Genomic DNA, 14009 nt, shown 5'->3' with positions numbered 1-14009 from the left:
TAATTCGTACGACCCATTGTCCGCCTATTAAGCGTAACCCAATGAAACTGACAAGGTAACACTTACAGCAAGGGCTCCCTACGCCGTAAATGGGGCTATTTTTTAGAATTAATACCCCTTATCTTGTACCGATATCAATAAGGTAATATACCCATCTATAAAAGCAGTGTTTTCAACCGCCTCTAAATAAGTATCTTTTGCGGCATGCCTATTTATGTTTATGAGATCGTTCTGCCTGATAATTCGGGAGGAGAACGCTTTGAAATTGAGCAACCCATGAGTGACCCGGCCCTCACGCACCACCCTCAGAGTGGTGAGCCCGTACGCCGAGTCTATCTCCCCCCCAATCTGGCCAGTAAGTACACCCCCGGCTCCACGAAGAACAAACTCGCCAATGAGAATGTCGAAAAGGCCGGATTCACCAAGTACGAGCGGGATAAGCTAACTGGCACCTACCATAAGGTAGCAGGGAAGAATGCCCAGGCTCCAGACACCCTCAAGCCTTGACCTTTTCTACGCTCTGGCGCACTTTTTTTATATCTCCAGCGTCCGATCACCTTCTCCATGGCCGACCTTTCCGCCGACTCAATCCCTGATGACAGACCGCCACCTGGCCGGGCTTATGAAGTCCTCACTCCGGGGGAGAAGTTTGGCGACTACCAGGTACTACGCTGTCTCTCCTATGATTTGATGGGTAGCCTGTATCGTGTCCGTAAGACACGCGTACGCGAGGGCCGATGCCTGTTTGTCCTCCCCCCGCTGGTTAAAAACGACAAAAATTTCCGCGAGCGCTTTTTCCAGCATAGCTCACGACTCTTCCAGCTCCAGCACCCGAATCTGCTCCAGGCCGAGGACGCGGATCTGGTAAAAGGCCGTTTTACCATCTACCATGAGGCCTTTGATGGCCAGAATCTGGCCGACTATCTCGAACAGTACGCCATCGAGAAACACCGCGCTCCACATTCGGACTCTGAAGATAATCTGCTGGCAGACATGCCGGTCGGACTCCCCGAGAAGGAGGTGCGCAAGATTCTCAGGCAAGTGCTCGAAGCGCTCGCCTATGCGCATGCCAATAAGGTACTGCACCTGAACCTTAACCCGACCAATATCCTGCGCGATAGCGAGGGGCGGATCAAGCTGACCGAGCTGGGCATCATGTCGATGGCGGGTAAAGAGCTCTTTGAGACACTGGTATCGGCAGGCATCCCTCCGATTTCACTGGGGCCGCGCCGCATCCGCATCAACACGGTTGACATCCTCTCCCCTGAAACACGCCTGGGTAAGCCCGGCGATGAGCGCTCGGACATCTACGCATTTGGCATCACTGCCTACTGGCTGCTCACCGGGCACAAGCCCGGCTACAACTACGCCCCGCCCAGTGAAGTCAACCCCGACCTCGACAAGAGCTGGGATACCCTCCTGGCAAACTGTCTCGAACGCAATCCAGACAGACGCTATAGCTCCGCCGCCGCCGTCCTGGCCGACCTGAACGATCTTGATAACATCCAGGAGCGCGCATCCCCCCTGGAGCCGGGAACGGCGCAAACGAAGTCTGTCTTTCGGCACATGGACTTCATCCCGGTGCCACGTCAGATCAAACGTCGCGGGATAAAAACGACTCGGGCCTTTCGTCTGGGGATCATCGGTATCATCGCCTGCATCGCTGTCTACCTCACATCACTCTTTTACGAGCTGGCCTTCCTCGAAGACTCTCCTACGGATGCGCCCGTTGCCATACGCACACCCGAGGGTAAAGAGCCTCGCCTGAAAATACGGACCGAGCCTCCAGATGCGCTCTTTGAGATACCCAGCGAGAACATAAGCTTCATCGTGCGCAATGGAACGCTCGACCTGAACGTCACTTCAGGCATCTACAACATCAAGCTGAGCGCTCCCCACTACACTCCCCTGACCCAGCTCATCGAAATCGAGCGCGGCAAGCAGGAGCTCAACCTCAAGCTCGAGCCTGCCTGGGCCGATGTAGAGATCCATACGACCCCCGGAGCACGTGCGACGGCGATCGACAGCTCCCGACGCATGTACGATCTGGGGACTGCCGACGAGGATGGGCTGCTCCGCGTGGCACAGCTGCTGCATGCCGGTAACTACACCCTTCGTCTGGAAAAAGATGACTACATGACGATGGAGAAAGAGGACTTCCAGCTGGACGAAGATGCCGGTCGTTTGGATTTCCCCCTCGTCCCTATGCCGGGCACACTGCGCGTACGCTCCACCCCCAAAGGGGCAACCGTCTACATCGAGGGCAAGGAAATCGGCACCAGTAACGCAACGATCGAAGGCCTGCCTGTGCGTGAGCAGTTTATCGTCACGCTGGAAATGGATGGCTACCGGACCGAGAAACTCGCCGTCACACTGGAGCCGAATACCCGCACGGTGCTCGACTTCGGAGAGCTCACACCCCGATCCGGCGAGCTTTTACCGCAGGTTACCTTTGACGGTGCCCCACCCTCCGTTTCACTCCTCGAAGGGCTGAGCTACCGCATCGGCTCGAAGACATACCCCGGCAACTCCAACGTCCTGTCAGGCATCCCGGAAGGTGAAGTCACGCTCGTGGCCAGCCACCCCGACTACATCGATGTGGAGCAGACCTTCCAGCTCCCGGACAACACCCTGCTGCGTGTGCCCCTGGACCTGAAGCCAAAGCCCGGCATCATCGAGCTCGACGTCACCCCCGCCGGACTCCCGCTATCCATTACCGCCAACGGCAAAGCCTTTCCCCTTGATGGTGCCAACCAGTTTAACCTGCCCCCCGACAAAGATTTTGAGCTGAGCCTGGAAGCCCCCGACTACATTCCCCAGCGCCTGGCCATCAAGCTCAGGCCCAACGAAAGCTACACCTGGGAAACCTCCCTGACCCTTATCCCAGGGCCTGCCAGCGGCCTTTCCTACGACATCCCCTATCTGGATATCCGGCTGGCCTGGATACCCCCCGGTACCTTTACCATGGGCAGCCCTCTCAAGGAGCACGCCCGCCTGCCCGTCGAAGGGCCGCAAACAGAGGTCACCCTCTCCAAAGGCTTCTGGCTATCGGAGAAAGAAATCACCCAGCAGGAGTACATGCAGCTCATGGAGGAGAACCCCTCCAAGTTCAAAGGCCCGCGACATCCGGTGGAGAAAGTAACCTGGCAGGAGGCCATCGCCTACTGCCGTGAGGTCAACCGCCGCGAGCAGACTGCCGGGCGTGTCCCTGAGGGCTACGCCTATCGCCTGCCGACTGAGGCCGAGTGGGAGTACGCTGCCCGCGCTGGCACGGAGGAGCCCTTTCACTGGGGCGACACTGCCGACATCTCGCACGCTAATTTCCGCGGCAAATATCCGCGCGACTTTACCTCGTCGCAGCTGGAGGACCCGGACTTCTACGGCACAAGCCCCGTCGGCGAGTATACCCCGAATGCTTTCGGGCTTTATGACATCCATGGCAACGTCGCTGAATGGTGCATGGACAAGTTTAACGGTCGCCTGCCCGGTGGCAAAGAAACCGACTGGTATAATAACGAGGGAGACACCCGCCACGTCGTTCGCGGCGGCGGCTGGGAGACCTACGCCATCCGTGCGCGTTTAGCTTCGCGTGACAGCATGGCCGATACGACACGCTCGTCCTCGATCGGCTTCCGGCTCTGCCTCGGCCCCGAGCTCACGAGCGAGTAGCTTCGCCGTCGGCCAAAAGTGCTGCGAATACCCGGCAAGTCAGCCCGAGTCTAGAGCCACTTCATCCGGCGGAACCACCAGAGCATGGCGACGAAGAACCCCGCCATAAACAGCATGCACAGCGGGTAGCCGTAGTACGAGTACAGCTCTGGCATATTCCACGGGCTGATCTCGTGGTCGAAGTTCATCCCGTACACCCCGGCGATAAATGTCAGCGGCAGGAATAGCGTGGCAATAATCGTGAGCACCTTCATCACGTGGTTGTTCCGGTGCTCCTCCATCAGGTGGTAGTACTCCTGCATGTTCTGCAGGATGAGCCGGGCGTGCTCCAGCCGGTCAGCGGCCCTGCGGGCATTGTCAGCCAGATCCCGGAAAAAGTAGCGGTCCTCATCATGGACGAGGGGATGGTCGATAATCTCCAGCCGGTGCGCATTGTCACGCATAGGCATCACGAACCGCATGATGGCCAGTACGGTGCGCTTATGCTGGTAAATCGTATCGATGGTAAAGTCTTCGTCCTCGCTGAGCAGGTCCTCCTCTACCTCGACGATATCCGTCTCGATCATGTCGAGGATGCTCAGGATGTTGTCGGCCTTCATATCCATCAGCGCAAAGAGCAGATACCCTGAGCCCCGCACCCGCAGCCGGGCCGAAGGCTCCCTGACGCGCGCCATCACCGGCTGGAAGAACGAGGTCTCGCTCTCCTGCACACTGAGCAAGGCATGCTCGGTGGCATAGAAAGCCATCTGCTCGATCATGATCTCCCGCGCCTGGCGGTTGACGGTAGCGGTCTTGGTCAGTACGAACAAATCGCGTCCGTACTCCTCAAACTTCGGGCGCATGCTCGTGTTGAGAATCTCTTCCTGAGCAAGGGCATGGATGCTGAGCATCTCGCCCAGGCCGCGGATCAAGGCCTCATCACTGACACCGCAAACGTGTATCCAGACCACTTTCCACTTCCCCATCTGCTCGCGCACCTGATCCAGTGTCGCGTTCTCCAGCTCCATGAAGTCATCCTCGCTGTAGGCGAGCAGGTGAATGCTGGGCTTAGTGGCCGCCAGATCACCCGCGACCCGCACGAGCTGACCGGGGGGCAATCCGTGCCCCTGATCGAAAACCTTCTTACGCCAGACGACTTTCATCTGCCCTCCAGCAAAGCTATTTACACGCATCTTTCAAAACGAAAAAACGTTTCATTTCGGTGACACTCCACGATGCCACCGCTGCCGCGCAGCTACTGCGCGTCTTCACTCACCCGCAGAAACAGGAAACGCGTCTCCCCGGCAGCGAGCGCATCCGGGTCGCTGACCGTCACCGTCTCAGTGCCGTCACCGTTGCTCTGGACGACTTCCCCACTCGCCACTACATGAAACGGGCTGGCCGAAGGCGACGCACTCGAGCCAACCACATACAGCGAGGCGTCCGCATTCTCAGGGCGCACATAGCGGAGGCTCAGGGCTCCACCCTCACCGCGCTCAATCCGCGGCAGACGATCGCGCACGACATCCTCGGCGTCAGCGAGAGGATCAACACCGAGGGCAAACTCCAACAGGTTTCCAATGCCATCCTGGTTAGCGTCCATGGCCGGGCTCCATACGCCAGAGGGGGCGGAAACCTGCGCAGCATAGTGGGCAGACCAGTTACTGTAGGTGTACGGCAAGAGGGTTAGCGTAGCGCTCGCATCGGACCCCAGAGCATAGCCATCGCCATCGACAAGGGTCAGCGTCAGGGTTCTCGTACTGCCGGAGGTGCGGGTCAGCGCCTCAACGGGAAAGCTGGCCTCGGATGCACCAGCAGGTACAGTCAGGGTGCCTGAAAGCGCTTGATAATCCTCCCCAGAGACGGCGTCTCCGCTCACCGAATAGCCGACTGACAACGCAGTGCCCGAAGCCGGGACAACGCTCAGTGTAATCGGGTAACTCTGCCCGGACATCAGAAGGAGTTCGCCGTCTTGGACTGTCATGGAAACCTGACACACGGCACCGACATCCACGGCCCACTCCTTGCGAACAACGGCGGAACCATCCGAGCTCTCCAGGCGGATTCGGTAGACGCCGGTCATTTCAAAATTGAACGTCGGGCTATCGCTCATCTCCCCGGACAGGCTCACCTCTCCTGGTCCACTGACGACTGACCACGACAGAACTGGCTCCACCGGGCCATCCTCGTCAGTCACGCTGGCATGCGGGCTCCAGTCCTGCGTCTCAGTCACCGTCCCAGCGGATAATCCCTCAGGGACAGGGCTGTGATTAGCGGCCAGCAGAGCAACCTCCTCGGGAGACAGCTCGCGGTTATAGATCCTGAGCTCGTCGATCTGTCCGTCCAGGCTGCGGTCACCATCCGGGCCATTCCCGAGGTAGGCCGTCCCACCGCCCACTCGCAGTCCACCGATTTTGAAGCCTCTGCCGCCGACCTCTTGAGCGACACCATTGATATAGAGGCTGGGTGCGGTATCGGTGTCTTTCCAAGTCACGGCAACATGGTACCACTGTCCCGCCACAATCGTCCCCTCAGGGGTGTACCAGGAGTAAACATCGTCCTCGTAGTAGCGTACAAACTTCAGGCACTTGATATCTGTGCCACCGGTCAGCCCCAGAAAGAACGCCCACTCCGGTCCGTCCACAATGCGCGGGAAAAGCCCGGCCTCGGAGTCGGCCTTGACCCAGGCGCTCACGCTGACCTCGGGCAGGCTTGGCAGATGATCCACGCGCGCATGCTCTCCCTCTGTCCCGGTGCCTGCGTACGCGCCCCCGGCGACACCAGTTCCTCGTCCAGTCCCTCCTTCAAAAACAGCATCCAGCCCATTCCCGGAACTATCGGCAGCGGCCCCCTCGCCATCAAACAGCCACTCCGCCGCCAAGCCACTACTGACGGGTCTCCCGGCAGCCACCACCTGACGGGTATCCGTACGCACCACACCGCCTGTCTCGACAGAAGCGGTCAGGGTATAGATACCCTCCTGCGAAAAAACTGCCCTGGCCTGCGTCAAGCTCTCTGCTGTGACCGTGACTCCCTCGGAGGGATCAGCCACCCACTCAACCGCTGACTCAGGCTGCACGGCTTCACCTGCCACCGTTACCTCAGCGCGCAGCACAAGAGTGGTCTCCAGACTCTCCAGCAACACAGCCTTACCGGGTGAAACGACTTCAACTCGGTTCACCCCCGCCACGGCATCGACCAGTCGGGACACGCTGAGCCGTGAGCCTGTTGCGACCTTCCCATCCATCGTGGCCACTTGATCTGCCTGCTCCAGCAGCAGGGTCCTCACAGCCGTAGACTCTGCCTGCGGGTCAGCCGCGTATGCCAGCGCAACTGCTCCAGCCACATGCGGAGCTGCCATGGATGTCCCGCTCCACAACTGGTAGCCGCCGCCCATCGCCGTTGAGTAAATGCTGGTACCGGGCGCGCAAATATCCACCGAGACCGCCCCGTAGTTTGAGTCATCGGCCAGCTTGTCGTCCTGGTCCGAGTTCGCCACATTGATGATGGCGCCAATATCCAGCGCACCGGGATAGCGCGGCTGCTCGTCCACGTAGATCCCGTCATTACCAGCTGCCGCTACGAAAAGGATACCTGCCTCACCCTGCCGGGCGATGGCGTCATACTCGGCTGTCGTGTAGCCTTCACCGCTGTATGAGTTATTGGATACAACGACGTTGACGTTGCGGTTCAGTTTAAGATCACGGATGTAATCCAGAGCCACCACTACATCGGAAGATAAAAAGCTCTGGCTGCCTATCCGCATCGGCAGCAGCGACACGGTTCCATTTACACCGGTGACGCCAGTGCCATTTCCGCCGACGGCGCCGACGATACCGGAAACATGCGTCCCGTGCCCATGGTCATCGCTCGGGTCATTGTCATCGTCGAACACATCCCAACCATGCACATCGTCCACGAACCCATTACCGTCGTCGTCGATTCCATTACCGGGGATCTCGCCGGGGTTCGTCCACAGGTTCGCCGCCAGATCGGGATGATCGAGCTGCATCCCCGTATCAAGGATTGCCACCACGACGGATGAGGAGCCGCTCGTGACATCCCAGGCCTCCTCGCTGCCGATGAGCTCGTGCGCGTATTGGTAGGGGAAAAGCGGATCGTCCGGCGTCGCCGTCGGGAAGCGGAGGTAGTCCGGCCCGGGAGCAGCGCCACCCGGAGCGATGTCTGCCAGATCCCGCATGGCAGCCGGCACGGCGTCGATCCCGCCCGCATCCAGCTCGATCAAGAGCAGATAGGGAGAGCCGCTCGGCACCGCCCTGTAACTGGCCTGCGCGAGGCGTGCCTGTAGCACATCAGCCTGCTGCGGAGTCTGCAGGGAAAGCAGCAAGCGATCAGCCAGCATAGCCGTCTGCGAAACCAGCGTCTCCACGCCGTCCCTCTTCTCATAAATATCCACCACCCGCACCGGGCGCTGCCGTTCGGCGTCTCGCACGATACGCAGGTGGCGACGACGCCCATCGGGTAAACGCTCCCAGCGCTCTGCCAGCATCTGCTCGCCCGCGAGTCGATCCCGCAGGGCAGGGCTTGGCTGCGTGGCGCGCACAGGTTGTGGGTCCGACTTTCGCATAGCTGGTACGGGAGAGTCAGCGACATGCACACCTTTGTTCTGCGCAGGCGCTCGGGCAGAGATCCGCTGCCGCAGCTCAGAATCACTGCGCCCTCCGGGCCAAAGCAAAAAGCCCACGAACGCAGCCCCCAGCAGGGCCGCCACTGTCAGCCGAACTGTGCGTGTGCGCCTCATGTAGAAAAAACGCACCGACCATGAGGGATTTACCCGGTTTTGACAGCCCAAAATATAAACACCCTTCGGACTATTTCCACAACCCTTTCACCATGTGGATATTATCCACTTCCGCAAACACCCCCGATCAGCCCGCGCATCGCTATATCCCAACCGATCTAACCCACCCAACCGAACGATTGTGTGATTTAAAATACGTGATAATATCTGACTCATCACGCGGCGCCGCTACCGGCCAGCCGCTTCCGACAGCCAACTTTCCGCCATCCATGATCAAACGCCAGATACTCCGCCAAACCATCCTCCTGCAACTGGAGGCAGCCGCCCCCGCCTTTCTCCCGGTCGAGACCCTGCTGACCGGCATCCGTGCCGCCGGCTACGACATCACCGAGCGCCTCCTGCGCCGCGAGCTCACCTATCTCGACGACAAGCGGCTCATCGACAGCAGCCTGCCCGATCTCGATCCGGCCGACCGCCGCTACCGCCTCGGTGCCGGGGGGCAGGACTTCCTCGACGCCAACGGCCTGAGCGAATCCTGAGCAACGCGCCAGAAGATGAGCACCCCCAAACAGACTTTCTCCGGTCAAACGGAGTCAGAGAGCCATAAGCCTAGCCAGAGCAGTCGTGAGAAGCCGATGCCGGTCGGCCCCATCGAGTCGGCCCCCACATCCGGGCAGACGATGGAAAACCGGCAACCCGAAAAAGAGGCGGGTGGAGCCACTGGCTCCGCCCCCTCCCAGGCGGGCTTCCCCACGGCCTTCGATGGGCACCTGGCCAGCCTGCGCCAGGTCCGCGATCAGACCAACACCCTCATGAAGGAGTATAACCCCGGCCATGCCAATGCCCGCGGTTCGCTCGTCCAAATCTGGCAGTTGCTCTTCGACCACATCTCAACGGCCAAGCCCAGCGAGCTCTCCGAGTTTAACACGCTGGCCATGATCATCCACCGGCTCAGCTCCTCAAACACCCAGCTCATGACGCTCGAGCTCAAGCTCAGCGACTACGAGCAGGAGCGCGCCGAACGCGAGGAAAAGAAGCACAAGATGCTGGAGCAGCTTCAGCGCAAAAGCGGCCCCCTGAGCCTCACCCCCGAAACCCTTCACGAGATCGAGCGCATGCTCAAACTCCTATGACCGCCCACGAACAACCCTTTTTCCTGCCCTATCAGCGCAAGTGGATCGAGGACGATTCCCGGCTGAAGATCATGGAAAAATCGCGCCAGATCGGCCTGTCCTGGACCAGCGCCTACCGGCTTGTCCGCGAGCAGTCCCGCTCGGACGCCCGACTCGACGCCTGGGTGTCCTCCCGCGACGAGGCACAGGCCCGCCTCTTTCTGGAGGATGCGAAGTCTTTCGCCTCCATCCTGCAGTGTGCAGCCACTGAGCTGGGCCTGAAGGTCATTAGCGGCGGGCAAGCCTCGGCCTTTGTGCTGGAGTTTGCCAACGGCCGGCGCCTGCACTGCCTCTCCAGCAATGCCGACGCACAGGCCGGTAAGCGCGGCACACGCCTGCTCGACGAGTTCGCCCTCCACCCGGACCCGCGTCAGCTCTACGCCATCGCCTACCCCGGGATCACCTGGGGCGGTCAGCTGGAGATCGTTTCCACCCACCGCGGCTCGGATAACTTCTTTAACCGCCTGATCCGCGAGATCACCGAGCAGGGCAACCCGAAGGGCTTCTCGCACCACCGCGTCACCCTGCAGGACGCGCTCGATCAGGGCTTTTTAAAGAAGCTCAAGGAGAAGCTCCCGCCTGAGGACCCACGCAGTCAGATGGACGAGGGCGAATACTACGACTTTATCCGCCACTCCTGCGCCGACGAGGAGAGCTTTATGCAGGAGTATCTCTGCCGCCCGGCTGATGACACGAGCGCGTTTCTGTCCTGGGAGATGATCAGCGAATGTGAGTATGAGCCCGGCGACAGCTGGGAGATCACCCCTGAAGCCCCCCGGCAAGGCCGCGACCTGGCCCTCGCCCACGACCTCTACCTGGGCGTGGACATTGGCCGCGAGCACGACTTGTCCGTCTTCTGGCTGGTCGAGCGTATCAACGACCTGTTTTTCACCCGCAACGTCACCACGCTGGAGCGCACGCCGTTCGCGCAGCAGGAGGAAGTCCTCGACGCCTTCCTGTCCCTGCCCACCCTGCGCCGCGCCTGTATCGACCAGAGCGGCCTCGGGCGGCAGTTCGCCGAGCGCGCCACCGCTCGCTATGGGGCCTACCGCATCGAGGGGCTGACCTTTACCGCCGGTCTCAAGGAAGCCCTCGCCTACCCGGTGCGCAGCGCCTTCGAAGGGCGCACCCTGCGCATCCCCGCGGACAAACGCATCCGCGCCGACCTGCGCGCCGTGAAAAAAGAAGCCACCGCCTCGGGGAACATCCGCTTCTGCGCCGAACGGGGCGCCAACGGCCATGCCGACCGCTTCTGGGCGCTCGCCCTGGCCCTCTACGCCGGGCGCAAGCCTGCCGCTGCCGCCCACTACGAATCCCTCGGCTCCGCCCGCTCCGGCACACGCTGAGTGCTACCTACGTATCCAAATTTAAATACACAAAAAAAACCGTCCATGAAAACCGCCTCCCTCATCCCTACTGACCGCGCCCGCAGCTCACGCCGGGCCAGATTTAACCCGATCCGGCACCTCAACCCGGACACACTCACCCGCATGCTTGATGCCTTTCATGCCGGAGAGCTGCGCCAGGCCAGCCTGGCCTGGGAGGCGATCGAGCAGCGCGACGACCTGGTCAAGGCGGTCGCCACCAAGCGCAAGAAAGCCATCGGTCGCTTTGGGTGGGACATTGAGACCTTTGACGCATCCGAGGAAGCCGCCCGGCACAAGGCCGCGCTGGAATTTTTCTATCGTCAGCTCACTGCTGCCCACGCCTGTGACCTGAACGAGTCGGGCGGCTTTTCCCTGCTCGTACGTCAAATGATGGACGCCGTCGGCAAGCACTACGCGGTGCACGAAATCGTCTGGCAGCCGGTTCGCAATACTATGCGTACTGAAGAAGGACAGCCCGAGATGCCCGGCACACTCCTGACCGCGCAGTTCCGCTTCGTGCCCCTGTGGTTCATGGAAAACCGCACCGGACGCCTGCGTTTTCTGGAGAGTGACACGGCATCCGAGGGCCGAGAACTGGAGCAGGACGGCTGGCTCGTCACCACCGGTGACGGACTCATGGAGGCCACCGCGATCGCCTATCTGTTTAAGCATCTGCCACTGCGTGACTGGCTCGTGTACTGCGAGCGCAACGGCATGCCCGGCGTGCGCGGTGTGACCGATGCCGCCCCCGGCACCCCCGAGTGGGAGGCCGCCCGCGACGCCGTCCGCGACTTTGGAGCGGAGTTCCACGCACTCATGTCGAGCGGCACCGAGATCGAGGCCATCGACCTGCGCGGGACCGGCGAGCTACCCTACCCCGCGCTCGTGGACCGCATGGACAAGGCCATCGCCACCCTCTGGCGCGGCAGCAGCATGGGCACGGTCGCCGACTCCGGGGCTGGCATCTCGCTGCAGGGTAAGGAGACCGCCCTCATCGAGCGCGAGGACGCCGCGCACATCGCTGGCACACTCCATACGCAGGTGGACCGCCCCGTCCTGCGCTATCTCTTTAAAACGGATCAACCGCGTGCGCGGCTGGTTATCCGCCACAAGGAGAGCGGTCTCTCCGCCGAGGAGCTCGATACCGCGCGCGACCTTTTGAGCACCGCGATTCCGAAGGTCATCAACCAGTTCGTCCGGCGCCTCTTGGGAAAGAGCGACAAGCCGCTCAGTGCGGCATGAGCGAGCATCTGTGAAGTACGCACCTTTCGCTAAACCTTATCAACAAAACTGATTTTTGTATCCATGAAAGAAGACACTATCTGCACCCTCGTCACCCAGGAATGGGCAAACGCCACCACCGGCTGGCTCAAGCTCGCTGACTACGGGGACTGGCCGCACCCGCGGGGCATCCAGCGCCTGAGCCGTCAGGCCGCCGCCACCATGTGCGAGTATTTCAAGTCCCTGCGCGGTCGGCTCGCAAGGCGCTTCGGAGGGCTACCCGTCTACATCGGCCACCCGGACGATCCGGGCTTCGCGGGCCAGAGCGGGCACGACGACACACGGGCCTACGCCTGGATATCCGACATGCAGGACCGCGACGACGGGCTCTACGTCCTGCCCCGCTGGTCTCAGGCCGGCCGGGAGCTGCTGGGCAACGCTTTCTACAAGTTCCTCTCCCCGCGCTGGGGCATGCGCCACCTCGAAGGCAATCTCTACGAGCCCGTGCGCCTCATCTCCATCGGCCTGACCAACCAACCCAACATCCCTGGCGAGGCCATTGCCAATTCCTCAGCGTATCCAACATCGGATACATTCACCGACGAAAGCTCCAACCACACAGCAAACCTCAATGAACAGGACACCCGCCCTGTCGAGGCCCTGGACATCCTCGACCTGCTCGGCGTCAACCCCGAGGGCGACTGGCGCAGCGCCTGTCTTGAAATGGCCGACAATGCCCGGCGCTGGGAGCAGGAAGGCGAAAACCTGTCCTCCGGCCGCGAGGAGCTGAGCAACGAAAATGAGCGTTTTTACCGCCTGGCCAACGAACACGAAAAGGCACGCGATCAGGCGGAAGAAAACTTCGCCAATGAACGCCGTGCGCGCATCTCGCTCCTGATCGACCATGCCCTACTGCGGGGGCGCATCCTCCCGCATGAGCGCGAAAGCTGGGAGAGCGGGCTGGAGGCGGACTTCGAGGGCGGTCTGCGCGAACTCTGCAACACCCGCTTCGCGCTGCATACGCAGCCACGCACCGGCGCACTCGGCAGCCGCGCACCGCTAGTTCGCAAGCGTCGCGACTTCCTCGCTCTGGTCAACGAGCGCGTTGACAGCACAGGCGAGGACTTCACCACCGCATGGAGCGCGATGAAGCGCGACCGCCCCGAGCTCTACGACCAGCTCAACTTTATCTGATCACACGTATCCATTTTCAACGACACTCTGCCTATATCTGGCTCCGACCCCGAGAGATCCTCCATCCAACACCAATCATCATTATCATGATCAACTTCATTAAGAAACTGTTCCGCGCCCGTCCGGTGTTCTCGAACACCGCAGAGGGCACCCACACCGGGGTTATCACCCGCACTCTTGAGAGCACCATCGAGGCCCGTTACCTGATCGGTAAAACCGGCTCGACGGCGAGCACGGTCGCCCTCTGCGACGCCGATGAAAGCCCGCTGGGCGTCGTCTGCGACACGGGTGAACCGGGCGAGCTCGTCAGCGTCAACCTGCTGTCCACCGCCGCGTCTACCGTGCTGATGATCGCCTCTGAGGCCATCACCGCTGGGCAGGACGTTTACACCGCCAACGCCGGCAAGATCCAGAATCAGCCCACCACGGCTGGCACTTACTACCAGGTGGGCCGCGCGCTGACGACATCCACCGGCAACAATGCCGTGATCGAAGTCGAGCCCTGCGCACCGCGTAAGGTCGTCGTCTCCGAGTCCTTCTCCGGCGACAGCGAGGTGGATATCGCCACCCTGACGACGATCCTGCGCAAAGCCCCGGACAAGGTCGTCATGCTCCCGCTCATGTAGCACGAGTCCCATCCATTCA

General features: G+C 61.1%; 10 protein-coding genes. 8 read left to right on the top strand and 2 right to left on the bottom strand.

The window, feature by feature from the left end; all coding sequences use genetic code 11:
• Positions 1 to 276: 276 nt before the first annotated feature.
• Together K0V07_RS10735 and K0V07_RS10730 are read left to right on the top strand one after the other, a co-directional pair.
• Positions 277 to 507 carry a hypothetical protein gene (locus K0V07_RS10735; protein ID WP_220621388.1) on the top strand — a complete coding sequence of 77 codons (231 nt, stop codon included), beginning with the start codon at positions 277 to 279 and terminating at the stop codon, positions 505 to 507.
• Between the two features lie 57 nt (positions 508 to 564).
• Complete coding sequence (locus K0V07_RS10730) at positions 565 to 3669, top strand: bifunctional serine/threonine-protein kinase/formylglycine-generating enzyme family protein (RefSeq protein WP_220621387.1); 3105 nt, start codon at positions 565 to 567, stop codon at positions 3667 to 3669.
• Between the two features lie 50 nt (positions 3670 to 3719).
• Here K0V07_RS10730 and corA read toward each other — a convergent pair whose 3' ends face one another.
• Both corA and K0V07_RS10720 read right to left on the bottom strand, forming a co-directional pair.
• The gene (gene corA, locus K0V07_RS10725; protein ID WP_220621386.1) at positions 3720 to 4811 is read right to left on the bottom strand and encodes a magnesium/cobalt transporter CorA; all 1092 of its coding nucleotides are present in this window, start codon (positions 4809 to 4811) and stop codon (positions 3720 to 3722) included.
• A gap of 92 nt (positions 4812 to 4903) precedes the next feature.
• Positions 4904 to 8236 carry a S8 family serine peptidase gene (locus tag K0V07_RS10720; protein ID WP_220621385.1) on the bottom strand — a complete coding sequence of 1111 codons (3333 nt, stop codon included), beginning with the start codon at positions 8234 to 8236 and terminating at the stop codon, positions 4904 to 4906.
• Positions 8237 to 8679: 443 nt separating this feature from the next.
• Here K0V07_RS10720 and K0V07_RS10715 point away from each other — a divergent pair, with 443 nt between their 5' ends.
• From K0V07_RS10715 to K0V07_RS10690, 6 genes are all read left to right on the top strand, one after another.
• Complete coding sequence (locus tag K0V07_RS10715; RefSeq protein ID WP_220621384.1) at positions 8680 to 8949, top strand: hypothetical protein; 270 nt, start codon at positions 8680 to 8682, stop codon at positions 8947 to 8949.
• A 15-nt stretch (positions 8950 to 8964) separates the two neighbouring features.
• Entirely contained in the window at positions 8965 to 9543 is a 579-nt protein-coding gene (locus K0V07_RS10710) for a hypothetical protein (RefSeq protein WP_220621383.1), read from the top strand.
• Positions 9540 to 10928, top strand: a complete 1389-nt coding sequence (locus tag K0V07_RS10705; protein ID WP_220621382.1) for a terminase family protein — start codon at positions 9540 to 9542, stop codon at positions 10926 to 10928. The genes K0V07_RS10710 and K0V07_RS10705 overlap by 4 nt, the downstream gene beginning before the upstream one ends.
• A 45-nt stretch (positions 10929 to 10973) precedes the next feature.
• Positions 10974 to 12191 carry a DUF935 family protein gene (locus tag K0V07_RS10700; RefSeq protein ID WP_220621381.1) on the top strand — a complete coding sequence of 406 codons (1218 nt, stop codon included), beginning with the start codon at positions 10974 to 10976 and terminating at the stop codon, positions 12189 to 12191.
• Positions 12192 to 12254: 63 nt separating this feature from the next.
• On the top strand, positions 12255 to 13364 hold the full coding sequence (locus K0V07_RS10695) for a phage protease (RefSeq protein WP_220621380.1): 1110 nt from the start codon (positions 12255 to 12257) through the stop codon (positions 13362 to 13364).
• Between the two features lie 86 nt (positions 13365 to 13450).
• Positions 13451 to 13990, top strand: a complete 540-nt coding sequence (locus K0V07_RS10690; RefSeq protein WP_220621379.1) for a DUF2190 family protein — start codon at positions 13451 to 13453, stop codon at positions 13988 to 13990.
• Positions 13991 to 14009 lie beyond the last annotated feature (19 nt).

It is taken from the genome of Ruficoccus sp. ZRK36 (genome assembly GCF_019603315.1).
Lineage (GTDB): Bacteria > Verrucomicrobiota > Verrucomicrobiia > Opitutales > Cerasicoccaceae > Ruficoccus.
The sequence above is the reverse complement of the archived record's forward strand: the minus strand, read 5'-3'. Positions and strand labels throughout refer to the sequence as shown.